The sequence below is a fragment of the Fervidibacillus halotolerans genome (genome assembly GCF_026547205.1).
Lineage (GTDB): Bacteria > Bacillota > Bacilli > Bacillales > Caldibacillaceae > Fervidibacillus > Fervidibacillus halotolerans.
In genome coordinates this window covers 1,885,153-1,908,735 of sequence record NZ_CP106877.1, presented here as the reverse complement: position 1 = coordinate 1,908,735, position 23,583 = coordinate 1,885,153, and the positions used below count along the sequence as shown (strand labels likewise).

At 38.5% G+C, this 23,583-nt stretch carries 23 protein-coding genes and 1 other annotated feature; of the genes, 17 read left to right on the top strand and 6 right to left on the bottom strand.

Translation table 11 applies throughout. From position 1 onward, the window contains the following. The first annotated feature begins 92 nt into the window (after window positions 1–92). The 3 genes from OE105_RS09075 to OE105_RS09065 all read left to right on the top strand — a co-directional run bounded on the left by OE105_RS09075 (window position 93) and on the right by OE105_RS09065 (window position 4,618). Window positions 93–1,001 (top strand): LCP family glycopolymer transferase, encoded by a 909-nt coding sequence (locus tag OE105_RS09075; RefSeq protein WP_275419890.1) that lies wholly within the window; start codon window positions 93–95, stop codon window positions 999–1,001. Window positions 1,002–1,320: 319 nt separating this feature from the next. Then, window positions 1,321–1,557, top strand: a binding site (T-box leader). A gap of 123 nt (window positions 1,558–1,680) precedes the next feature. After that, window positions 1,681–4,095 carry a leucine--tRNA ligase gene (gene leuS / locus OE105_RS09070; RefSeq protein ID WP_275419889.1) on the top strand — a complete coding sequence of 805 codons (2,415 nt, stop codon included), beginning with the start codon at window positions 1,681–1,683 and terminating at the stop codon, window positions 4,093–4,095. A 340-nt stretch (window positions 4,096–4,435) separates the two neighbouring features. After that, window positions 4,436–4,618: a sporulation protein Cse60 gene (locus tag OE105_RS09065; protein WP_275419888.1), complete on the top strand. Its 183-nt coding sequence runs from the start codon at window positions 4,436–4,438 to the stop codon at window positions 4,616–4,618. Between the two features lie 100 nt (window positions 4,619–4,718). Here OE105_RS09065 and OE105_RS09060 read toward each other — a convergent pair whose 3' ends face one another. Then, window positions 4,719–5,984 (bottom strand): BaiN/RdsA family NAD(P)/FAD-dependent oxidoreductase, encoded by a 1,266-nt coding sequence (locus OE105_RS09060; RefSeq protein ID WP_275419887.1) that lies wholly within the window; start codon window positions 5,982–5,984, stop codon window positions 4,719–4,721. Window positions 5,985–6,228: 244 nt separating this feature from the next. On the opposite strand from OE105_RS09060, the gene OE105_RS09055 reads away from it, so the two are divergent. Continuing rightward, window positions 6,229–7,845, top strand: coding sequence for a putative polysaccharide biosynthesis protein (locus tag OE105_RS09055; protein ID WP_275419886.1), 1,617 nt, complete (start codon window positions 6,229–6,231; stop codon window positions 7,843–7,845). A 70-nt stretch (window positions 7,846–7,915) separates the two neighbouring features. Here the strand turns inward: OE105_RS09055 and OE105_RS09050 are convergent, their stop codons facing one another. Next, entirely contained in the window at window positions 7,916–8,173 is a 258-nt protein-coding gene (locus OE105_RS09050; RefSeq protein ID WP_275419885.1) for a hypothetical protein, read from the bottom strand. A gap of 110 nt (window positions 8,174–8,283) precedes the next feature. Here OE105_RS09050 and OE105_RS09045 point away from each other — a divergent pair, with 110 nt between their 5' ends. Then, entirely contained in the window at window positions 8,284–9,009 is a 726-nt protein-coding gene (locus OE105_RS09045; RefSeq protein WP_275419884.1) for a pseudouridine synthase, read from the top strand. Between the two features lie 87 nt (window positions 9,010–9,096). Here OE105_RS09045 and OE105_RS09040 read toward each other — a convergent pair whose 3' ends face one another. Then, window positions 9,097–9,318 (bottom strand): DeoR family transcriptional regulator, encoded by a 222-nt coding sequence (locus OE105_RS09040; protein WP_275419883.1) that lies wholly within the window; start codon window positions 9,316–9,318, stop codon window positions 9,097–9,099. A 323-nt stretch (window positions 9,319–9,641) separates the two neighbouring features. Here OE105_RS09040 and pepV point away from each other — a divergent pair, with 323 nt between their 5' ends. From pepV to OE105_RS09010, 6 genes are all read left to right on the top strand, one after another. Then, a complete protein-coding gene (pepV, locus tag OE105_RS09035; RefSeq protein WP_275419882.1) occupies window positions 9,642–11,057 on the top strand; it encodes a dipeptidase PepV in 1,416 nt (471 codons plus the stop codon). Between the two features lie 31 nt (window positions 11,058–11,088). After that, a complete protein-coding gene (gene dat, locus OE105_RS09030) occupies window positions 11,089–11,964 on the top strand; it encodes a D-amino-acid transaminase (protein WP_275419881.1) in 876 nt (291 codons plus the stop codon). 27 nt (window positions 11,965–11,991) lie between these two features. After that, window positions 11,992–12,564, top strand: a complete 573-nt coding sequence (thpR, locus tag OE105_RS09025) for an RNA 2',3'-cyclic phosphodiesterase (RefSeq protein WP_275419880.1) — start codon at window positions 11,992–11,994, stop codon at window positions 12,562–12,564. 127 nt (window positions 12,565–12,691) lie between these two features. Next, window positions 12,692–13,609 carry a nuclease-related domain-containing protein gene (locus OE105_RS09020; protein ID WP_275419879.1) on the top strand — a complete coding sequence of 306 codons (918 nt, stop codon included), beginning with the start codon at window positions 12,692–12,694 and terminating at the stop codon, window positions 13,607–13,609. A gap of 52 nt (window positions 13,610–13,661) precedes the next feature. Continuing rightward, window positions 13,662–14,636: a diacylglycerol/lipid kinase family protein gene (locus OE105_RS09015; RefSeq protein WP_275419878.1), complete on the top strand. Its 975-nt coding sequence runs from the start codon at window positions 13,662–13,664 to the stop codon at window positions 14,634–14,636. 214 nt (window positions 14,637–14,850) lie between these two features. Continuing rightward, complete coding sequence (locus tag OE105_RS09010) at window positions 14,851–15,624, top strand: phosphotransferase family protein (protein ID WP_275419877.1); 774 nt, start codon at window positions 14,851–14,853, stop codon at window positions 15,622–15,624. 48 nt (window positions 15,625–15,672) lie between these two features. On the opposite strand, the gene OE105_RS09005 is transcribed toward OE105_RS09010, so the two are convergent. Then, a complete protein-coding gene (locus OE105_RS09005) occupies window positions 15,673–15,948 on the bottom strand; it encodes a YtzH-like family protein (RefSeq protein ID WP_275419876.1) in 276 nt (91 codons plus the stop codon). Window positions 15,949–16,112: 164 nt separating this feature from the next. Between OE105_RS09005 and trmB the strand changes: the two genes are divergently transcribed. The 3 genes from trmB (at window position 16,113) to OE105_RS08990 (ending at window position 18,974) form a co-directional block, all read left to right on the top strand. Continuing rightward, window positions 16,113–16,763: a tRNA (guanosine(46)-N7)-methyltransferase TrmB gene (gene trmB / locus OE105_RS09000; RefSeq protein WP_275419875.1), complete on the top strand. Its 651-nt coding sequence runs from the start codon at window positions 16,113–16,115 to the stop codon at window positions 16,761–16,763. Between the two features lie 408 nt (window positions 16,764–17,171). After that, on the top strand, window positions 17,172–18,014 hold the full coding sequence (locus OE105_RS08995; protein WP_275419874.1) for a YtnP family quorum-quenching lactonase: 843 nt from the start codon (window positions 17,172–17,174) through the stop codon (window positions 18,012–18,014). Between the two features lie 24 nt (window positions 18,015–18,038). Then, complete coding sequence (locus tag OE105_RS08990; protein WP_275419873.1) at window positions 18,039–18,974, top strand: DMT family transporter; 936 nt, start codon at window positions 18,039–18,041, stop codon at window positions 18,972–18,974. A gap of 85 nt (window positions 18,975–19,059) precedes the next feature. On the opposite strand, the gene OE105_RS08985 is transcribed toward OE105_RS08990, so the two are convergent. Both OE105_RS08985 and OE105_RS08980 read right to left on the bottom strand, forming a co-directional pair. Further along, window positions 19,060–20,391, bottom strand: a complete 1,332-nt coding sequence (locus OE105_RS08985; RefSeq protein ID WP_275419872.1) for a short-chain fatty acid transporter — start codon at window positions 20,389–20,391, stop codon at window positions 19,060–19,062. 197 nt (window positions 20,392–20,588) lie between these two features. Next, complete coding sequence (locus tag OE105_RS08980; RefSeq protein ID WP_275419871.1) at window positions 20,589–20,888, bottom strand: PepSY domain-containing protein; 300 nt, start codon at window positions 20,886–20,888, stop codon at window positions 20,589–20,591. A gap of 341 nt (window positions 20,889–21,229) precedes the next feature. Here OE105_RS08980 and OE105_RS08975 point away from each other — a divergent pair, with 341 nt between their 5' ends. From OE105_RS08975 to OE105_RS08965, 3 genes are all read left to right on the top strand, one after another. Continuing rightward, complete coding sequence (locus OE105_RS08975) at window positions 21,230–22,303, top strand: M42 family metallopeptidase (protein ID WP_275419870.1); 1,074 nt, start codon at window positions 21,230–21,232, stop codon at window positions 22,301–22,303. A gap of 63 nt (window positions 22,304–22,366) precedes the next feature. Next, entirely contained in the window at window positions 22,367–22,879 is a 513-nt protein-coding gene (locus tag OE105_RS08970) for a DUF84 family protein (protein ID WP_275419869.1), read from the top strand. Window positions 22,880–23,069: 190 nt separating this feature from the next. Beyond that, complete coding sequence (locus OE105_RS08965; protein ID WP_275419868.1) at window positions 23,070–23,582, top strand: hypothetical protein; 513 nt, start codon at window positions 23,070–23,072, stop codon at window positions 23,580–23,582. The last annotated feature ends 1 nt before the right edge of the window (window position 23,583 follow it).

The window sequence follows — 23,583 nt, the reverse complement described above, 5'->3', positions numbered from 1 at the left end:
AAGAATGATTAATCATTCCATTTTATATCTCATGTATTCAAAGAATAGTCGTGCTTATTCAATCATGTGTTCGTTAGGAGTTGATCGTTTCAATGTTTAAAAAAAGACGTCTATTAATATTTTTTGGAATCGGAATTTTGTTAATTGGCATCGGTTACGTTTTAGATATATTGATAAAAGCGAATGATACATTAGATGCTATACACGAGCCGATCCAAAGGGACTCTGCGAAAAGGGAAGAGGAAATATCGGTTAAAGAAAGGGATCCCTTTTCCGTTTTACTCCTTGGAGTGGATGAACGGCCGAATGATGTAGGACGTTCCGATACAATGATCGTCGTCACAGTTAATCCAAAGGAAAAATCGATGAAAATGCTGAGCATTCCACGGGATACATATGTGGACATTTATGGTCGGGGAGAAAAGGATAAAATCAACCACTCCTATGCCTTTGGCGGGGTAGAAATGGCCGTAAAAACCGTTGAAAATTTTTTAGATATTCCGATCGATTATTACGTGAAAGTGAATATGGAAGGGTTTAAGGATATTATCGATGCCCTTGACGGGGTTACAGTGGAAAATGATATGGAATTAACCCATGGGAACTATCACTTTCCAAAGGGAAAAATTGAATTAACAGGGAAAGAGGCGCTCGTTTTTTCAAGAATACGTTCCGAAGATCCTCGGGGGGATTTTGGCCGACAAATTCGACAAAAACAAATCATTGAAGCGATGATCAATAAAGCTGCCAATATTTCAACTCTTTGGAAGTACAACGATATTTTTAAAGCATTGGGAGATAATGTAAAGACGAACTTCACCTTCAGTGAAATTGTCGAGTTACAAAAAACGTATTCAGACGTGAGAAAAAATATTGAACAACTCCGATTTGAAGGAAGGGACGGAGGATTTATTGGCGATTACTGGTACTATTTTGCTAATACTGAAGAAGTACAAGCGTTAAGTCATCAATTAAAAGAGCATCTTGGTTTACAAGCGTAAAGGGATTGAAGTGCATACCGTGATGATGACCGAATGAATAATTTAATAAAAATAAAGATATATGGGAGATTAATTTTTACCAGGCCTTTCCCGGTAATGAAGAAGACAGAATGATGGGGAAAATAATAATTTAAGGTTGAGATGGGCCAGTTTCTAATCTATTTTCGTATTAAATCGAACTTGACATGTGTATGCCCTTTATGAGCGTTAGCATATGTACTTTTTTGTATGTTCTTTGTACGATTGATCATATCTATTTAAGGAAAAATGTTGCAAATCAAGGGAAAGTTTTCTATAATAGACGTTAAAATGAACGAAAAAGTGGACGATGATAAGGAGTAGTAGTGGTTATCCACCCGACAAGAGAGCTGACGGTCGGTGCAAGTCAGCCGGGAGAATCCATGAACTCGCCTTTGAGTCGCAAATGCGAAAGGTAGTAGTATTTGCCGTTGACCGCGTTAAGGGATTGAATGAAGCGAATATAGGCGCTTTCGATTTTTTGCGCTTATATTAACTTGGGTGGTACCGCGGGAAGGATCGTCCTCTCGTCCCAAATATGTATTTGGGGTGAGGGGATTTTCTTTTGAACACATTTGTATGGATTTGGATTCAGTCATAATGAATGCGTAAAAGTAGTCAAAACCGAAATGAAAAAAGGAATAAAAAGGAGGATAAAAGGATGGCTTTTCCACATCGAGAAATTGAAAAAAAATGGCAAAAATTTTGGTTGGAAAATAAGACATTTAAAACGAAGGAGGATCCAAACAAGCCGAAATTTTATGCGCTAGATATGTTTCCGTATCCGTCAGGTGCCGGGCTTCACGTCGGTCATCCGGAAGGGTATACAGCGACCGATATTTTAGCTAGGATGAAGCGAATGCAAGGTTATGACGTCTTGCATCCGATGGGCTGGGATGCTTTCGGGTTGCCAGCCGAACAATATGCTTTAGATACGGGAAATGACCCGGCACAATTTACTGAAAAAAACATCCAAACCTTTAAGCGGCAAATACAATCCCTCGGTTTTTCATACGATTGGGATCGGGAAATTAATACGACGGATCCGAAATATTACAAATGGACCCAATGGATTTTTACGAAATTGTATGAAAAAGGACTAGCTTATATTGATGAGGTGTCTGTGAACTGGTGTCCTGCCCTCGGTACAGTACTTGCTAACGAAGAAGTCATTGACGGAAAAAGTGAACGCGGGGGACATCCTGTTATTCGAAAACCGATGAAGCAATGGGTATTAAAAATTACCGAATATGCAGATCGGCTTTTGGAAGATTTAGAAGAGCTCGATTGGCCGGAAAGTATTAAAGAAATGCAACGAAATTGGATCGGTCGTTCGGAAGGTGCGGAAATTACTTTTACGATCGAAGGTCTCAAAGATACGTTTGTCGTCTTTACTACTCGACCGGACACGCTTTTTGGGGCAACGTATTGTGTTCTTGCACCGGAACATCCATTAGTTGAAAAAATAACGACAGATGAACAAAAGGAGAAAGTAAAAGCTTATATCGAACAAATTCAATCGAAATCCGATTTGGAGCGGACAGATTTAGCAAAAGAAAAAACAGGTGTTTTTACAGGTAGTTATGCCATTAATCCGGCAAATGGAGAGAAGATGCCGATTTGGATTGCAGATTATGTCTTGATGAGTTATGGTACAGGTGCCATTATGGCTGTTCCTGCCCACGATGAACGGGACTATGAGTTTGCGAAAAAGTTTCATTTACCGATCCGTGAAGTCGTCAAAGGAGGAGATATTCAACGTGAGGCGTATGTCGGCGACGGAATTCACGTGAATTCGGGCTTTTTAGACGGTTTGAATAAGGAAGAAGCCATTCAAAAAATGATTGAATGGTTGGAAGAAAAGGGAATCGGTAAGATAAAGGTCACATATAAACTTCGCGATTGGTTATTTAGTCGACAACGTTATTGGGGCGAACCAATTCCGATTATTCATTGGGAAGATGGAACGATGACGACCGTACCCGAAGAAGAACTTCCGTTAACATTGCCGAAAATGAAGGAGATTCAGCCTTCCGGAACAGGAGAATCTCCCCTTGCCAATGCGAAAGACTGGTTGGAAGTTACAGATCCGAAAACAGGGAAAAAAGGACGTCGCGAAACGAACACGATGCCCCAGTGGGCCGGAAGTTGCTGGTATTATTTGCGCTATATCGATCCTCACAATGACAAAATGCTAGCAGATCCAGAAAAATTAAAACGATGGTTACCCGTTGATATATATATCGGGGGTGCGGAACATGCTGTTCTTCATCTCCTATATGCGCGTTTTTGGCATAAATTTTTGTATGATATCGGTGTTGTACCGACGAAGGAACCTTTCCAAAAATTGTTTAACCAAGGTATGATTCTCGGTGAAAATAATGAGAAAATGAGTAAATCGAAGGGAAATGTCGTAAACCCTGATGACATTATCGAAAGCCACGGAGCGGATACGTTACGTTTATATGAAATGTTTATGGGGCCTTTAGACGCTTCCATCGCTTGGTCGACGAAGGGTTTAGATGGAGCGCGACGGTTCTTGGATCGGGTTTGGCGATTGTTTATCGATGAAGACGGACAACCTTCGAAAAACATCGTTTCAAAGGAAGGTGGACCGTTGGAAAAAGTGTATCATCAAACGGTGAAAAAGGTTACGGAAGATTATGAATCCCTTCATTTTAACACGGCGATTTCCCAATTAATGGTCTTTATTAATGAGGCATATAAAGTAGAAGAAATTCCAAAGACGTACGTAGAAGGATTTATAAAATTACTGTCACCCGTTTGCCCGCATATTACCGAGGAAATTTGGGAAAAACTCGGTCACGACGGAACGGTTGCTTATGGACAATGGCCCACATACGACGAAGAAAAATTGGTTGAGACGGAAGTGGAAATTGTTATACAAGTTAACGGAAAAGTGAGAGCGAAAAAGTTGGTTTCTGCTGAGTTAGATAAGAGCGAATTGGAAAAATTGGCTTTGGAAGATGAAGCCATTCAACATCAAATCGAAGGGAAAACGGTTCGAAAAGTTATCGTCGTACCTGGTAAACTAGTCAATATTGTCGCCAATTAATTTTGAAAACACCTTTTTTAATTGTTATAAGGAAAACTGTTTTTCATCGATTTCGGGGTTGTTCGATCAGTTTCTAAGTTGATGAAAGGGAAGGTGGCGGTGACTTAGTGGAAAAAGCACGAGCCGATGACCTCACGAACGATGCGAGTCTAAAAGCCTTGGCTGTGCCGTGGAAAATCCGCCACCAAAATGCCCGCAGTTTATGAAAGGAGCTGTACTCTTTGAACAGCTCCTTTTTTTAAACTAAAAAAGCTTCATCCTTTATAAATTAAATCGTTCGAATGTTTGAATTTCGAAAATTCTGTCTATAATAAGTAAAAAGGAAAATGGGGGAGAAAAAATGATACAAGTGAAAATATTTGATTACGAACATGAAAAGGATTTGGAAGAGGAAATGAATCGTTTTTTGACCAAAATAGACGAGGACCGTTTCATCGACCTTCAATACGATGTGGAAGTACAAATTGATGCAAATGGAGAGCAAATCTATTGTTTTTCAGCAATGATTATTTACCTAACGTAAAAAGTTGTTGAATGTTTTTTAAAGAAAAGTCCTCCTAACTATGGAAAGGAACCCTTAAGGAAAGGGAGAAGAAAAGGATCGATTACGATTCTCCCACTCCCTATTCATTAACTATTTTAGCCGCATTTAATCCTGCTAATCGTCCAGTCACGAGGGCAGCGGTTATATTAAATCCTCCTGTATACCCGTGTATATCCAAAATTTCTCCGCAAAAAAATAAACCTTTCATTTTTTTGGATTCCATCGTTTTCGGGTCGATTTCTTTTACGGAGACACCCCCACCAGTAACGAAGGCCTTTTCCAATGGTTGAGTATCGTAGACGGTAAAACGAAAATTTTTGCACGTATTGGAAAAATGGCGGATTTTTTCCTTTGAAATGGACCCCACCGAACTGGCTGGACCGATTCCACTGATTTCAAGCAAATAAAGCAAATATCTTTCAGGTAGGAATCCTTTTAAAGCATTTTTTACTAATTTTTTCGGTTCCAATTTCTTTTTTTCTAATAGTTGATGGTAAATTCCTTCTTCCGTTTGTTCCGGTAGGGCATCCAGTTTTAACGTGACCCGTTTTAAATTCCATTTTTTCTTCGCCTTTACAACAAATTGACTGCAACGTAGGACGGCGGGACCGGATACACCAAAATGGGTAAAAATCATATCCATTCGATGTGTAATAATCGGTTTTCCCTTTGGATTTAAGACGGATAGGGAAATGTCTCTTAAAGATAGGCCTTGGAGCGTTTTATCTTGAATAAACGGTTCATCCGACAATAAGGGGACTTCTGTCGGATACAGATCGGTAATCGTATGACCTGCCTTTTTTGCCCAAGGATAGCCATCGCCTGTAGAGCCTGTATGAGGAACCGATTTTCCGCCTACAGCTACGACGACAGACTTCGTTCGAATACGCTCACCATCTTTTAAAACGACTTCTTTCACTTGATTGTTTTCGTAAATAATATCTTCGACTGGACAGTGTTTGCGAATTTTGACACCGAGATCATCAAGTCTTGTTAAAAGAGCGTTTACGACGAATTTGGCATCATTTTTGACGGGAAACATTCGTCCGTGATCTTCTTCTTTCAGTTCAACGCCTAGATTTTGAAAAAAACGAATAATATCTTCATTATTAAAAATGGAAAAAGCACTATATAAAAATCGGCCATTTCCGGGGATATGCTGGATGATTTTATCGACGGGTAAACGATTGGTCACATTGCAACGTCCACCGCCGGATATGGCCAGTTTTCTTCCTAATTTGCTTCCCTTTTCCACGAGTAGAACGTTGGACTGCTGTTCGCCTGCTGCAATTGCTGCCATAAGTCCAGCGGGTCCACCACCGATGACGAGTACATCAACATTCAAAATCATCACCTGCTTAATCAATCTATATGCCTTTCCCATTATAAAGGAAAGATATCGTAATGAAAAGGGAATAAGGATTCGAGCAATCAATAGGAAAATTCGACAAAAGTCCAAAATTCATTTGTCAAATCGATTGAGAAACATGTAAACTACATATAGTGATTTTTTTCGAGCTTTTTCTTCGTTGAAATGAAGTCAGTTTTTGCTAAAGGAAATGTAAAAGTTGATGTAGGGAAGGGATTGTATGGCTTCAAAATTATTAAGGGGAACATTTATATTAACCCTTGGGACATATATTTCAAAAATTCTCGGATTGTTTTATGTCATTCCCTTTTACGCCTTAGTTGGTGAACATGGAGCGGCATTGTATCAATATGGATATGTACCTTATACGATTTTTTTAAGTATCGGCACTGCAGGAATTCCTTTAGCTGTTTCGAAATTTATATCAAAATATAATGCGTTGGAAGAATATGCCGTCGGACGGAAATTGTTTCAATCTGGGCTCGCAATTATGTTTGTGTCTGGATTTATTTCTTTCCTCACCCTTTATATGCTCGCTCCCGTTTTTGCAAATCTAATTATTGCCGATGATGATCAAATTTCCACCGTATCGGATGTTGTGATGGTCATTCGTGCCGTTAGTTTCGCTTTAATCATCGTTCCGTTTATGAGTTTGATTCGTGGATTTTTTCAAGGGCATCAATCGATGGGGCCCTCCGCTGTATCCCAAGTCATTGAACAAATCGTGCGGATTACTTTTTTACTAATCGGGGTTTTTATCATATTACGAGTGATGGACGGGACTGTAGTGGAAGCGGTCCAATTGGCGACCTTTGCTGCATTTGTCGGAGCAATCGGTAGTTTAGCCATTTTAATTTGGTATTGGTATAAAAGGAAACCACATTTAGACAATTTATTAAAAAGAGATAAAGGTACAATCGATATTTCACTGAAAGAGATTTATAAGGAAATTTTCGTTTCAGCCGTACCCTTTGTCATTGTTGGTTCTGCCACAATGATGTTCCAATTCGTGGATATTTTGACGTTCAATCGGGCAATGGCAGAAATTGGAATGGCGAATGTGTCCGAACAATACTTTTCCACATTAAATTTTAAAGCTCATAAAATCGTCATTATTCCTGTTTCTTTAGCGACTGCCTTTTCATTAACGCTCGTTCCGCTAATTACGGCTTCTTATGTGAATAGAAACATAAACGATTTGCAAAGGCAGTTAAACCAAACATTTCAAGTTTTGTTATATTTAACCTTACCGGCATCTTTAGGTATTTCCCTTCTTTCCGAACCGATGTATACATTTTTCTATGGGTACGATCCGACCGGTTTCGGACCGGAAATTTTAGCAAAATATGCCCCTGTGGCCGTATTGTTCGCTTTGTTTTCTGTAACGGCTGCGATTTTACAAGGGTTAAATGAACAAAAATTTACGGTTCTGACCCTTCTTTTCGCTTTATTTATAAAACTCGTTTTGAATATTCCTTTAATTAAATGGTTTGAAACGGAAGGAGCAATTATCGCAACGTCCATCGGATATACGGTGGCGATTATCATTCATTTACTCGTGATCCGATATTATGCACACTTCCGATACCGACTCGTATTTAGACGGTCGATTTTAATTATTTTATTTAATATCGCTATGTTTGCCGTTGTATATTTGGTCTATCATTTATTTACACAATTTTTATCGATAGAAAGCCGAATTCAATCGATTTTTATTATTTCCCTTAGTGCATTGGTCGGGGTCATCGTTTATTTTTATTTAAGTGCAAAATCGAAATTGCTCCATGTATTGTTTCCCGATCAAGTGAAAATGATTCGAAAGCGACTAAATTCATAATTATAAATAAAAAGGTGATCCCCAGTGGGTCACCTCGTTATTAAAGAAAATCATGGTTTTCAGGAAAATATTAATAACCGAGTTGCCGTTCGACTCTTCGTAATCGACGGTCCAGCTGATTCATCTGTTTTTCTAATCGGTCTACTCTCCTGTCTAAACGATTGACTCGTCTTTCCAGTCGTTCCAATTGATTGGAAAACCCCGGTCCTCCTGGAAATGCGCCTTGTACACCGGGAAGTATGGCTCCATCATACCCACCTGGGATTTGTTGGAGGTATGGGGATTGGGAAAAGGGTTGTTGCCGATAGTAATCCATCATATCCATCATAAGCTATCCTCCTCATTCGTTTAATACCTAGTTTATGTTTCAATAATACTTTCGCTTGAGGTAAACGCCTAGATTAGCATAAATTGGATAAAGGGAGGGAATGATTACGTATGCGAATTGATAAATTGTTATCGAATTGTGGGTTCGGAAGTCGTAAAGAAGTAAAGAGTATCTTAAAATCAGGAATCGTGTCGGTAAATGGTCAGATCATCTCCGATGGGAAAGTACATGTCGATCCAACGATTGATGATATTCGAGTTGGAAGTGAAAAAGTCGAATATAAAAAGTTTGTCTACATAATGATGAACAAACCACCTGGGGTTATTTCCGCTACGGAGGATGATTGGGAGAGGACTGTCGTCGATTTATTATCCTTTGAATATACAAAATATAATCCCTTTCCCGTTGGCAGGTTGGATAAAAATACGGTTGGACTTTTATTACTAACAAATGATGGACAATTGGCCCATCGTTTATTATCTCCTAAAAAGCACGTTGAAAAAACGTATTTTGCCATTATAGACGGTCCTGTGACGGAGAAAGATCGAATCCAATTTGCAAAGGGTGTATGCTTAGATGATGGTTATGTAACTAAACCTGCAAAATTGACGATTAATAAAAGCGAACTCGATCGATCGGAAATTGAATTAACGATTACAGAAGGGAAATTTCACCAAGTAAAGCGGATGTTTGAAGCAGTTCATAAAAAAGTCATTTTTCTAAAACGGTTATCGATGGGTTCTTTGTATTTGGATGAAGATTTGCCTGAAGGATCCTATCGGGAATTAACTGCAGAAGAAATTCAACGGCTGAGATCATCGGTTGGACTTGAATAGAGGAGGTAATCAAAATTTTTTCTCATAGATGATTTTTCATTCACAAAAAGAAATCGCCAAAACAAAGGCGATTTTTCTATATCAAACTTAAGATGTAATTTTCACTTTTTTGTTTGTCGTTGTCCATTTGCCTCGGCTCGGGCTTTCGACTAACCCGTTATAAGCCAAAACATTTAAATCTCTTTGGATCGTTCGAGAGGTTGTGCCAAACTCATCAACTAATTCCTGTGTAGACACGGTTCCTTTTTCACAAATGAACATGTACACGGACTTAATTCGAGTTAGCATCCGGTCAGTTGAATACTTCAAAAAACCACACCCCTATCGAAATGAAAATGGTGACTTTGACAACAGGGAATAAACCATCCCAATTTTTTGAATTTTTTCCAACTCCTTAAAAATACTTGCTAATGTAATATAAAGATTATAACAGGAAGTAAGAAAAAATGCCAGTACATATGAAAAATTTTCACAATTTAATGTATCCTTTTTATTTTTTACAAAATAATAAGGAATACGAAAGAAATAATTGAATTCCCGTACATTCTTTTTTAACGGGGGTAGGCATTTTTTTAAAATGTGCGTAAAATATAGTAATAAGATTGTTAAAAACGAAAATGGAGTTGACGATATTGAAAAAGATCAATTGGTTAGAAGAAGTAGAAAAAAGAAAAGACGCATTGCTAAAAGATGCGGTTCAACTGATCCAAATTAAAAGCGTATTAGATGAACAACATGCAACGGACGATGCTCCCCTCGGAAAAGGTGTTCGAGATGCCCTTTTATATATGTTAAAAAAAGGGGAACAGGAAGGGTTCATTACAAAAAATGTCGATCAATTGGCCGGTCACATCGAATTCGGCGAGGGAAAGGAACTTGTAGGTATTTTATGCCATGTGGATGTCGTTCCAGAAGGAGAGGGTTGGACATATCCACCTTATGAAGGGGTAATTAAAGATGGGAAATTGTACGGAAGAGGAGCATTGGATGATAAAGGACCGACGATGGCAGCCTTTTATGCGATGAAAATTGTGAAGGAATTAAATCTTCCTTTAACGAAACGAGTACAGATGATTATTGGAACGGATGAAGAAAGCGAGTGGCGTTGTGTCACCCATTATTTTCAGAAGGAAGAGATGCCGAACGTAGGTTTTGCCCCTGATGCGGACTTTCCAATTATTTTCGCGGAAAAGGGAATTGCGGATTTCGATCTGATTTATCATGGAGAAAAAACATCGGAAAATGAAACCTTTGAAGTTATTGAATTTGTCTCTGGTAGACGATATAACATGGTACCAGACGATGCAAAAGCGGTTTTGTTTTATCGGGAAAAACCGGAAGAGATCACAGAAAATTTCGCAGACTTTTTAAAAACCCATTCCTTAGAAGGAAAAGTACATATGGATGAACATCGGATTACATTTACAATCAAGGGAAAATCCGCCCATGCGATGGAACCGAAAAACGGTGTAAACGCAGGACTCTACTTGGCTTCCTTTTTAGCGAATGAACAAATTGATAAAAAGGCAAAACCGTATTTTACTTTTATTTATGACTATTTATTTCAAGATACGAGGGGAAAAAAACTACAGATCGATTGTAAAGACGATTTGACTGGGGAATTAACGATGAATATCGGTATTTTTACTTATCATCGGGATCAAGGTGGGAAAATCGGTTTCAATTTCCGTTACCCGGTCCATTGCCAAATCGATCAGGTGAAAGAAAGAATTACAGAAATTGCCCAAAGGACATGTTTCCAAGTCGGTCATTTTTCCGATTCAAAACCCCATCACGTTGATCCAAAGGACCCACTGATTAAAACACTTCAACGGGTATATGAAGAACAAACGGGCGAAAAAGCGGAATTACTGTCTATCGGTGGGGGCACGTATGCTCGTTCACTAAAATCGGGAGTGGCCTTTGGTCCGTTATTTCCTGGTAGACCGGATATCGCCCATCAAAAGGATGAATATATTGATATCGATGATTTATTAAGGGCAACGGCTATTTACGCCCAAGCGATTTATGAATTAGCAAAGGAATAAAGGATTGAATTCGAACAAAGGGGAGAAGTGAATGGCTTACATGTTTTTAAATGGAAAGCTGATTGAGCGAACAAAGGGGAAAATTGATGTTGAAGATCGGGGATTTCAATTTGGAGATGGGATTTATGAAGTCATCGCCGTCTATGGAGGTCGTCCTTTCGCTTTATCAGACCATTTAGATCGGCTGTTTGAAAGCGCGAAAAAAATTTATATGGAAATCCCGTATTCGAAAAAAGAACTGGAAGATGGAATCCATCGCTTGTTACACGTCGACAAACGAGAGCATTGTTACATTTATATTCAAGTTTCTCGAGGCATTTCTCCGAGAAATCATATCATACCACAAAGGATATCCGGCACGGTTATTATTTATTTATTGGATCCAATTCGGGAGAAGGAAAATTGGAAACGAAGGGGAATCAAGGCAGCGATTACAGAAGATATTCGTTGGCTACGTTGTGATATTAAAACGACGAGTTTATTAGGAAATGTGTTGGTAAAACAAAAGGCGGTGGAAAAACAGGCATCGGAGGCGATTTTACATCGGGAACAAAGGGTAACAGAAGGGAGTTCTTCCAATGTTTGGATTGTTAAAGACGGTCTGTTGCGGACCCATCCAGCCGATCAATTCATTTTAAATGGGATTACGAGAAAACAAATTCTTGCAATTAGTAAACAGCAACGAATTCCTTATGTTGAACAAAGTTTTACCGTCGATGAGTTGTTGGGCGCTGATGAAGTTTTTATAACGAGTACAACAATGGAAGTGACGCCTGTTGTGGAAGTAGACGAGGTAAAAATTAACGAAGGGAAACCTGGTCTGTTGACAAAAAAATTACAATGGTTGTTGGAACGAGAAATTCAATCCCAATGTTTTGACGATGCTAGTCCATTTTCCTTAAAATAGGATTACGATTGAAAGTAGGTTTAAACGATGGAAAGTAAACATCATTATTTTCTCGCTACGAAATTACCTGATGAGGCAAAACAATTTTTACATGATTGGGTAGAAAAATATGCCCGAACGCTACCTTTCCAACGTTGGGTTCATAAGGAAGATTATCATATTACGTTAGCTTTTTTCGGCTTTGTTGAAAAAAATCAATTATTGAAAACGGCGGAAATGATTCGCATGCAAACGGATGACATTTCATCATTCGAGCTAACATTCAAAGGGCTAGGGATTTTCGGTCCAAATAGGACACCGAGAATTTTTTGGGCAAACGTATTTCCTTCCGATCCGTTATTTACGTTACAAAAGCGTATGTATCACCTTTGCAAAAGAATCGGGTATGAATTGGATTCAAAACCTTTCCGGCCACATATTACATTGGCGAGAAAATGGAATTCAAGGAAAGATTTCTCATGGAATATAGAAAGGGAAATCCGTACGGAGGAAGGAATGCCCTTTACTTTCCCTGTGAATGAAATCGTTTTGTATGAAACCCATTTTCAACGAACACCGAAATATAAAGCATATGAAATTTTTCCATTGAACGGGTATTAATCCGTTTGTTTAAATGAACGATTGATACATTAACAGTTCGGAAGGATAAGGGGTTTTTCCTTGAAACCGATGGATTCGATGAAATTGATTTGAAATTTTTTCTTCATGGAAAAAGGCGGTTACGTTCATGGCACAATTAATTAAATTACAAGATTATATTTCCCGATATGAAACGGGAATATATAAATATCCTCCCCGTTTCATTCGAATGAAGAGGAAGCAATGGGAACAATGGAAGCAATCGTGGGAAGAACAAAAGGAAGCCTATAAGAATGGGAAACTAGATGATTTCTTATGGGACGATTCACAGGAAAAAAGGGGTTCTTTTTTAAATAAACTTACCGGTTGGTTCCATCGGAAAAATGATCTGGATCTGGACGAATGGTTTGAAGAAAATAAGTCTTACCAGCCGGTTCCACAATCGATCGATCAATTGAAGAAACAGTTTTTAGATGATCTTTTTCAGGTGCAAATTTTATGGGCTAGTTCCACATTAACGGAACGTTCTTACGTTGATTCATCCTTTTATAGAGAAGAACAATTAAAATTTTTACTCCAACGACTACCGGATACGTTTTTATTGTTATATAAACCGATTTTTTTATTAAAAAAAGCCCCGATGGAGGGAGATTCGATCATCCTTACACCAACGGAAGTTTTCCTTTTCATATTTTTAGAGGAAGAACGGGATGCTGTTTTCGCTGAAGGAGAAGGGCGCTTTTGGATGAAGCGTACACAAGGGAAGAATTCGCCATTCGTCAATCCGATGATTCAGTTAAATCGGATGGAGGCAATTATCCGTAGTATTTTTCAACATAATTCCATCGATATACCGATAAAAAAGATCATCCTTTCGAGGAATGGATATATCGATTTTCCCTCTGCTCCCTTTGGTGTGACATTGGTCGATCAACGGAATTTTCAAGTTTGGTTAAAGAAAATCCAAACCTTTTCATCCCCATTGAAACATATGCAACTGAAAGCAGCCCAGTCGATTTTACAATATTGCAAAACGAATTCCATATCGAGGGTGGATGAAAGATAAAAAAATGTGAATTTGTGTCGATATTAATAAACAAGGAAAAAGAGTGACGATTATGAATCTTCATTTTATTATTAACCCCGCTGCAAAAAACGGAAAAAGTTTAAAAATTTGGAAAAGGATTGAACAAAAATTAATTGAACGAAAGATCCGCTACCGATCCTATTTCACACAAAAGCGGGGGGATGGGAAAAAATTGGCGAGGAAAATTGTGAAAGGTCGGGAATCCTTTTCTTATATTATTGCCGTTGGGGGGGACGGAACCATTCATGAAGTGTTAAATGGAATCTCCCCCTTTGATCGGGGAATCGTCGGTTATATTCCTGCAGGTTCTGGAAATGATTTTTCACGGGGCTATTATATTCCAAATGATCCGGATCAGGCATTGGAATATGTATTGGCGCTAATTGGGGATGAGCCAATTTTAGTAGATGTCGGTAAATTCCAAGGTGTCGGTGAAAATAATGGCTATTTTATAAATAACTTCGGCTGTGGATTTGATGCGAAAATCGCAGTTAGTGCGAATGAATCAAAATTAAAACCGTTCCTTAATCGGTTCGGATTGGGGAAATTCGTTTATGTTTATTTTTTAATTAAAGAATTGTTTCGCCATCGACCGATGACGATTAATTTAGATATTGATGAGAGAAGGGAAGTGTTTGAAAGGGCTTGGTTTTTGACGGTTTCCAACCAGCCATACTATGGAGGAGGGATGAAAATATCCCCCGGTTCCCATCCGATAGATGGTCAACTAGAAGTGATCGTCGTTCACGGTATATCTAAGCTGAAAATTTTAATGCTTTTTATGACGGTTTTTTGGGGTAAGCATATTTATATGAAAGAAGTAAAAATATTACAAGGAAAACGGATTCGTATTCGGACGGATCTACCCTCCCTCCTCCATGCAGATGGGGAATATGCGGGTGTGGGAAATGTGGATATTGAGATTGTTCCCCGTGCTCTTTCTCTCTTGACGAGGTGTCCACTTACAGATCAAAATCTTCCTGCTATGAATGAATCAGAAAGATAATAAAGTCCATTTCCTGTTTTTCCATGACGTTTTATGATTGGAGAAGGGATTTTTTTGGTAGATTCGATTTCCACTTGACGTTATCATTTGAGAAACGCTACAATCAGAAAGTCATATATTTTTTCGAGCGTTTTTGTTAAAATATAATTCCTAAGAACTTTTCTATATACGAAAAATACACTCGGCAATTAGAATTCGGATGAAGGTGAACCCGGTGAAGCATTTTTTAGGCAATGATTGGGAAATATACCCTGCAGGCGGTTTAACAGGCGAAGCATTTTATGCATGTCATAATGATGAAAAATTATTTTTAAAAAGGAACTCCTCTCCTTTTTTAGCTGTTTTGTCTGCAGAAGGAATCGTTCCAAAGCTCGTTTGGACGAAACGATTGGAAAACGGGGATGTAATTACCGCTCAACAATGGATTAAGGGAAAAATTTTAGAACCTTATGAAATGAATGATGAGCGGGTAGCCCATTTATTAAAAAAAATCCATCATTCCAAACCGTTATTATCGATGCTTCACCGTTTAGGGAAATTTCCTATTGAGTCAGAAACGTTAGTCCAACAATTGGAGGCACGATTTGAAACAAGATTAATCCACCTTTCCAATATTCAGAAAGCATTTCGGTATTTAAAAGCAAATCTATCTGAAACGAAACATAACCAATGGGCTGTTTGCCATGGCGATGTACATCATAATAATTGGATTATGACTGAAACGGGTAGTTTGTATTTAATCGATTGGGATCATGCCTTTATCGGTGATCCTGCCATTGATATCGGACCATTATTATATTGGTATATTCCGGAAAACGATTGGAAAAATTGGCTTTCGACGTATGGATTAACGTTGGATGATTCTTTACGGACTCGAATGAAATGGTATGTTTTTTATCAAACGTTAAATTCGATTCAATTATTTTACGAAAAGGAAAAAAAGGAAGAGTATTTGTTTTGGATTGATTACTTAGATACTCTTTTTTAAGTGTCTCCCGTTACCGTTTCGGAAGGGAGAATTTTTTCGATTAAAAGTTTATGAATAGGAACCGATTTGATCAATCCATTCGGAAAGTTGTTCTTTATAATTTTCAATAAGTACATTCGGTTCTGTATTTTTGCCTAATTGACCGTAATCGTAAATTTCTTGTAGTACATTCTTCGTTTGTTCATCCAATTGTTCATTTGCCATTAACGAATCGATGAGTCGTTTTATTTGTTCGTATTCATTGACTGTTCCATATCCATCGAATTGATGGTCTTCTAAAAGGTCCTTTAGTAATTGTAACTGATCTGTGTAATGTAGAGGCATCGTTATCCGCCTTTCTTTTTTGTTTACTATGTATCATGGATGAATGGAACAAATTTATACGAAAGGGAAAATGCAATTTTTGGAAAAAATCCTTTCCGTACTGGATTGTTTGGAAAACCGTATTTATAAAATGAATCGTACTTGATGAATGGAGGTGTTTGACTATGCGATTGCGAAATAAGCCATGGGCGAAGGAACGAATACAAAACTATCCCCAATATGTGATCCAAAATCCGGAACAATGGAAGGGGAAATGGAATGAGCTGTTCCAAAACGAACATCCGATTCATATTGAAATCGGTACAGGAAAAGGGAAATTTATTACCGAAATGGCCAAACAACACCCGGATATCAATTTTATCGGCATCGAGACTTATACGAGTGTAATTGTTTCCGCTTTAGATAAGCTGATTGAAGCAGAGTTAACGAATTTGAAATTATTAAATATTAACGCCATTCAATTGGAATCGATTTTTGCACCTGGAGAGATTTCAGTTATTTATTTAAATTTTTCCGATCCGTGGCCAAAAAATAGACATGAAAAAAGGCGTTTAACCCATCGTTCATTTTTAGAAAAATATCAAAAGATTATGCAACATGGCGGACAAATCCATTTTAAAACGGATAACCAGAAATTATTTGAATACTCCCTCGTAAGTTTCTCGGAATTCGGCATGATTTTAACGGATGTAAATCTCGATTTACATCATAGTGATTTTAAAGGAAATATTATGACCGAATATGAAGAGAAATTTTCGGCAAAAGGGAATCGAATTTATCGATGTGAAGCGAAATTTCCTGAAAAAAATAAATAAGTTTAACAGGAGGCTGGGTAAAAAGTGCAGCCCCTTTCTTCGTAAATGAAATTCGATTCATTTCATTTTTGGTGGCGGCGCTTTCCTCGGGCACGGCTTACACTTCTCGACTCGCAGACTCATCTAAAGGGTCTTCGGTTCGTGCTGTACCCGCTGGAGTTTCCGCCACCTTCCCTTTCAACAACTTAGGGACTCATTCGGACAGTCCCGCTGTGCAATAGTCTTTGAACATTTCAATCGTTTTCATCTGTGATAAAGTTTGTACTTGTTTCAATGGATGGGATTTGCCAAAGGATTGCCGGTTAGGAATAAGTGTCAGCCTAAATTTGGAACCCCTTTCAATAAGGATGTTATAATAAGGCTGAATCATCTAATAAATGAAAAAATATAGTTAGGGGATGGGAAGCAATGGATCAATTAAAAATCGGAGACATAACGTTAACTTGGCTAAAGGGTGGAATGACCCATTTGGATGGGGGAGCGATGTTTGGAGTCGTTCCGAAACCGTTATGGTCAAAAAAATATGCGGTCAATGAGAAAAATCAAATCCCGTTACGGACGGATCCAATCTTAATCGAAACTGGGAAGAAAAACATTTTAATTGAATCAGGAATAGGGAATGGAAAATTAACGGAGAAACAAAAACGAAATTTTGGGGTAACGGAAGAATCCAAATTGGAAGAATCATTACGGGAAAAACAATTGCATTTATCAGATATCGACATCGTACTTATGACCCATATGCATTTTGACCATGCTTCCGGATTAACGAATGATCGAGGATCAGTGTTTCCAAATGCAACCATTTACTGTTCGGAAAAGGAATGGAAAGAAATGCGTAACCCGACGATTCGATCGAAAGCGACCTATTGGGAAAAAAACTGGAAGGGAATTGAAGATCAGGTCGTCGCTTTCGAACATGAGTTGGAAGTTTTTCCAGGAATTCGTATCGTGCATACGGGAGGACATAGTTTTGGCCATGCGATTGTGTTGATTGAATCGAAAGGGGAAATGGCAATCCATATGGCGGATTTGATGCCAACCCACGCCCACAAAAACCCATTATGGGTGATGGCTTACGATGATTACCCGATGGATTCGATTCGAGAAAAGGAAAAATGGATTACTTTCGGCGAGGAATATGGGGTATGGTTTACCTTTTATCATGATGCCGTTTATCGGGCGATCCAATGGGGGGAAGCAAATGAAATTCATCGCTCGCTACCGATTCAAAAGGCTGGAAAAGGTTAAAGTTCATCGTCAGGAGAGTGGAATATGTTTCACCGCCATTTCCATTTAAAAAACAATCCTTACCTTTTATGGGGAACGATTATTTTAATTACGATTCTATGGGGGTATGCTTGGGTCTTAATGAAAGCGGGATTAGATTATATGGGGCCCTTTGCCTTTTCTACCTTTCGATTTAGTACGGGAACGTTAACGTTATTTTTCCTATTATCGATCTTGAAGCTTGGAATTCCAGCAAGAAAATATTGGGTCCATTTAGCTATTGTCGGTATGTTACAAACGACATTCGTATTTTTATCGGTTATGTATGGGCTTTTGTTTATCGGAGCGGGAAAGGCCTCCATTTTACTCTATTCGATGCCATTATGGAGCAGTTTATTAGCGGTTCCATTCCTCAAGGAAGAAATGTCGATAAAAAAAATACTAGGATTAGGATTAGGAATGTTCGGATTAGTGATTATTGTCGGCTTTGATATTTTATTTGTACGGGATGGAAAAGCGATTTTTGGAGAATTACTTATTTTATTCGGCGCATTGTCTTGGGCAATATCGAATATTTATTACCGAAAAACGCTCCTGTCCCTCCCTAAACTGCAAACTTCCGCCTTTCAAATGTTTTTCGGAACGATCGGGATATTTATCGCATATATGTTTACAGAATGGAAGGAACCTATTCAATGGAATGGTTTAAGCATTTCGTACGTATTGTTTACAGGTATCGTTGCCTCAGCCCTATGTTTTACGGTATGGTTTGTCATTATCAGCAGTGTGGATATGGCAAGTGCGACGATCTCCACCCTATTAGTCCCTGTATTCGGTTTACTATTTAGTTCCCTTTTATTAGGGGAAAACATAACGTTGGAAACGTTCATCGGCTCCATTCTTATTATTTTAGGTATTGTGATTTCACAAATCGAGAAAAAAAGCAAAGGTCCATCAAAAAAGATGACATGTATAAATTAAAAAGAGGGGATTGAAATGATTGTTCAATCGACTACCCCTCTTTTTTCATACTTTCAATCACCATTTTGGAGTCTCTTTTCCTAACTTAGAATAATAACAATCCGATTGTAATCGGAATAAAACTCCATATTAAAATGGTGACGCAAAAGCCCATTATATCTTTAACCTTTAAACCAGCAATCGCCAAAAGGGGAAGTGCCCAAAAGGGTTGAATCATATTCGTCCAAGCATCTCCCCAAGCGACAGCCATTGCTGTTTTTGCCGTATCTACCCCTAATTCCATGGCGGCGGGGATCATAATCGGTCCTTGTACTGCCCACTGACCTCCACCGGAAGGAACGAAGAAATTAACAATCCCAGCACTAATAAATGTGAAAAGGGGATACGTAGTTTCATTGGAAATGGAAACGAACCATTCGGAAAAAAGGACGGATAATCCGGAGGCCGTCATCATTCCCATAATCCCCGCATAAAAAGGGAATTGAACGATAATGCCTGCAGCGTTTTTCACCGCTTCGGCCACACTGTTTAAAAATAATTTCGGTGTTTGATGAAAAATAATCCCTAGGAATAGGAAAATAAAATTCACGATATTAATATTTAAATCGAAGCCCTTTTGAAGAAAATAAGAAACGATATACACTAGACCGAACAATCCGATAAATAACGATAGAAGTTTACTATTTTCAATTTTTTCGGCAAATGTATCGTTATCATCCGTCTCGACGGTGGCTGCAGTCGAATCTGGAAAATCGACCCCATCATCCTTCCCAATCGATACAGGCTCAAAAGGCGTATTCATCATCATCCGGTTTAGAAATGGTAAAGACACAAATAAAGTAATGACAATAAATAAATTAAAAGGACTAAAAAGGGTTTCCGTAATCGGAACGACTCCCATCGAATCCGAAAGAAAATGATCCTCCGTTGCAATCGTTAAAGGAATTGAACCACTGAATCCACCGTGCCAAATTAAAAACCCGCTGTAAGCGCTTGCAACCAAGAGACGATAATTGATTTTCGGAATCCGTTTTGCCACATGAATTGCCAATAAAGCACCGACAACTAATCCGAATCCATAATTGATGATATTGGCTAATAAAGCGACAACAGTAACGAGAATAATTCCTTGACTTGGTGTTTTCGCCAGTTGACTAATTTTCACTAAAATTTTTTTCACCGGTGGACTGTTCGCCAATACATACCCTGTAACCACGATTAAAGACATTTGCATGGCAAAAGACAGTAGATTCCAAAATCCGTTTCCCCAATATTCGACCATTTGTATAGGCGAGCTGTCTGTAAGAAAGACTCCGAGTAAAAAGACAACCAATGTTAAAAGAATGGCAAATAAAAAGGCATCTGGCAAATATTTCCGAACCATTCGATCGAAAAAGAATGTCATCGATTGTAACATATTTTTCCCCCTTCCCCTTTTTTGCTCGATTCCTATTTAAATTTAAAAAGGGCTCACTCCTTTCAAAAAATGAAATAATCTGAAAATAATTATAATTTATTTTTTGGAATTGCACAAATATTTTTATATACCTTGTAAATGATAGATTTTGTAAACCCTTTTTCAAATAAAACGACCTTTTTCAACCCGCAATCCGCTTATTCGAAATGAAGAATTTCCCCTGTGTATGCATCGACGATAAAATCCATATATTTCCGCTCCCCTTCTCGAATTTGTGTAATTCCTCCTTTATATACGAGGGTTGTCCCTTCTCCACTTTGCATACGTTCCGGTTGAGCCAATATCCAAGATCCAACGATTTTACCGTATGGATTCATTTCATTTTTTATAAGATTCAAAATCTCTTCAGAGCGATGTATTTTTTTTCGATATGTTTTTGTGAACACCCCGATTGCTGCCCCGATTGTAAAACCGGTAAAAAAATCTTTCCATTTCATACGATTCATTCCTTTCTTTTTAAACCAAAAGCAGATTCCCCATTTATGGTATTAGTATACGGTTTTTTGTAATGAAATTCCATATGGGGGGAATCGAAGGTGAGGTGTAGATGTAAAGGTTTTTTTAAGTAAAAAATTATTTTTCGAAAATTAGAGAGGAGGGAAAGCTTAACTGGTATATTGAGAAAAAACCATTGACAATAGTGACAGAAGAATTCCATTTCGATTTCATCGTTCAATATTTTCTGTTTTTTGAAAAGGACATATAGTCATTGAAGAAAATGTTGTGTACAATAATCATAGCTAATTATTTCGTAAATCTAAGGAAAAGGGGTATGACAGTGAATCAGGAAACAATGCAACTATTTAAAACATTAACGGAACTTCCAGGTGTAGCAGGGAATGAACATCTCGTTCGGCAGTTTATGAAAAAGGAACTGGAAAAATATGCAGATGAAGTCGTTCAAGACCGTTTAGGGAGCATCTTTGGAATCAAGCGGGGTAATAGTGACGGTCCAACAGTTATGGTTGCCGGTCATATGGATGAAGTCGGTTTTATGGTCACATCTATCACGGATAACGGTATGATTCGTTTTCAACCGATCGGTGGCTGGTGGAATCAAGTCCTTTTAGCCCAACGTGTGCAAATCGTCACCGATCAAGGGACGATTCCTGGCGTAATCGGTTCCATTCCTCCCCATTTACTCGATGAAGAAACGAGAAAAAAGCCGATGAAAATTGAAAACATGTTAATTGATATCGGAGCAGACGATCGGGAAGATGCTATCAAGTTAGGTGTAAAGCCGGGACAACAAGTCGTTCCAGTATGTCCTTTTACGCCGATGGCCAATGGAAAAAAAATAATGGCTAAAGCATGGGATAACCGGTACGGTTGCGGTCTTTCAATTGAATTGTTAAAAGAATTGAAAGATGAAACCATACCGAACATCTTATATTCTGGGGCAACGGTACAAGAAGAAGTCGGATTACGTGGAGCAAGAACGAGCGCTTATATGATTCAACCGGATATTTTCTTTGCCCTCGATGCGAGTCCAGCCAACGATATGACCGGTGATCCAAAAGAATTTGGTCATTTAGGAAAAGGGGTTCTGGTTCGAATTTTAGATCGTTCCATGGTGACTCATCGAGGTATGCGGGAATTTATTTTAGATACAGCCGAATCGGAAAACATACCTTACCAATATTTTGTTTCCCGCGGAGGTACGGATGCTGGGCAAGTGCATATTGCAAATCGTGGTGTGCCAAGTGCGGTCATCGGCATTTGTTCGCGATATATTCATACGTCTGCATCCATTATTCATGTGGATGATTATTTGGCTGCGAAAGAATTGCTCGTCCGTCTAGTTAAATCGTTAGATCAAACGACCTTCGAAACCATTAAACGAAATGTATAGTTGAAAAAATCATCGATCGAACGTTGTGACAAATTTTTATAGGTGAGAAAGGGAAACAGAAAAATGAAAATTGGAATTGGCTCGACGAATCTAGCAAAAATAGAAGCGGTTCAACGGGTATTTTCAGAAAACGATGAAATTATCAGTGTACGTGTACCTTCTGGGGTTAGTGACCAACCTTTTTCGGATGAGGAAACGATTGAAGGAGCGATTCAGCGGGCAAAAAAGGCTTTGGAAACAACGAATGCGGACCTTGGAATCGGTTTAGAAGGTGGTGTCACGGAAACGCCATACGGTTTAATGCTTTGCAATTGGGGGGCCCTTTATTCAAAGACGGACCATTCGCCGATTATTGCTGGAGGTGCTCGAATTCTTTTACCGGATGAAATTAGCGAAAGGCTTAGAACGGGCGAAGAGTTAGGTCCGATTATGGACGATTATTGTATGCGGGAAAATATCCGCCATCATGAGGGAGCAATCGGAATTTTTACCAATGGATTGATTACCCGGGGAGAAATGTTTTCCCACGTCGTCCGAATGTTAAAGGGGCAATTCATCTACCGAATGAACGGATAACATAAAATCATTTGCTTTAGGAAAGGCTAGTAATAAGTAATTGAATCATACTTTTACATCTTTATGACGTTTTTTACAAATATAATAAAAATCCTTTTAAAAACTAAATGAAGCTTGTCAAAGTTCGACATTTCTTTGTATGATAAATACATCCATTCACAGCCTCTATTCAAAAATAAGGAGGACGTATATGCTTTTTAAACGAAAATGGTTGTTCCTTATCATGTTGCTATCTTTGTTAACAGCCTGTACGGGAACGTTAGAAGAAGAGACTGAGAAAGCGAAGGAACAGGCGGTGGAAGTCTTTGAAGCAAAGGCGAAAAATGCAAATGTAGAAAAAGAAACGCTTTCCCTATACTTACCCCATGGAATCGAAGTCGATGAGACGGATCCGAATAATGTTATTTTAACGCGAGGGGACAAGTTGTATTTACTTTTTATCAATCCGAATGAGGATGAAAAAAGTCAAGTTGTTTATGAAGCAACAGCGGAAACGGGAGAGGACTATCTTTTAAACGAGACTTTCCAATCCGATGATCGATTCGGGTACATAGTATTAAAGGAAGTGGAAGAAGACGTTTACGAGTTGACAGTTGGAATTGGTGGAATTAAATTGACAACGGAAACGAATAAAAAAGATTTGGCTGATGATGCGGGCATGATGATGGAAATCGTCTCTTCCGTACAATTGCAAAACGGATAAT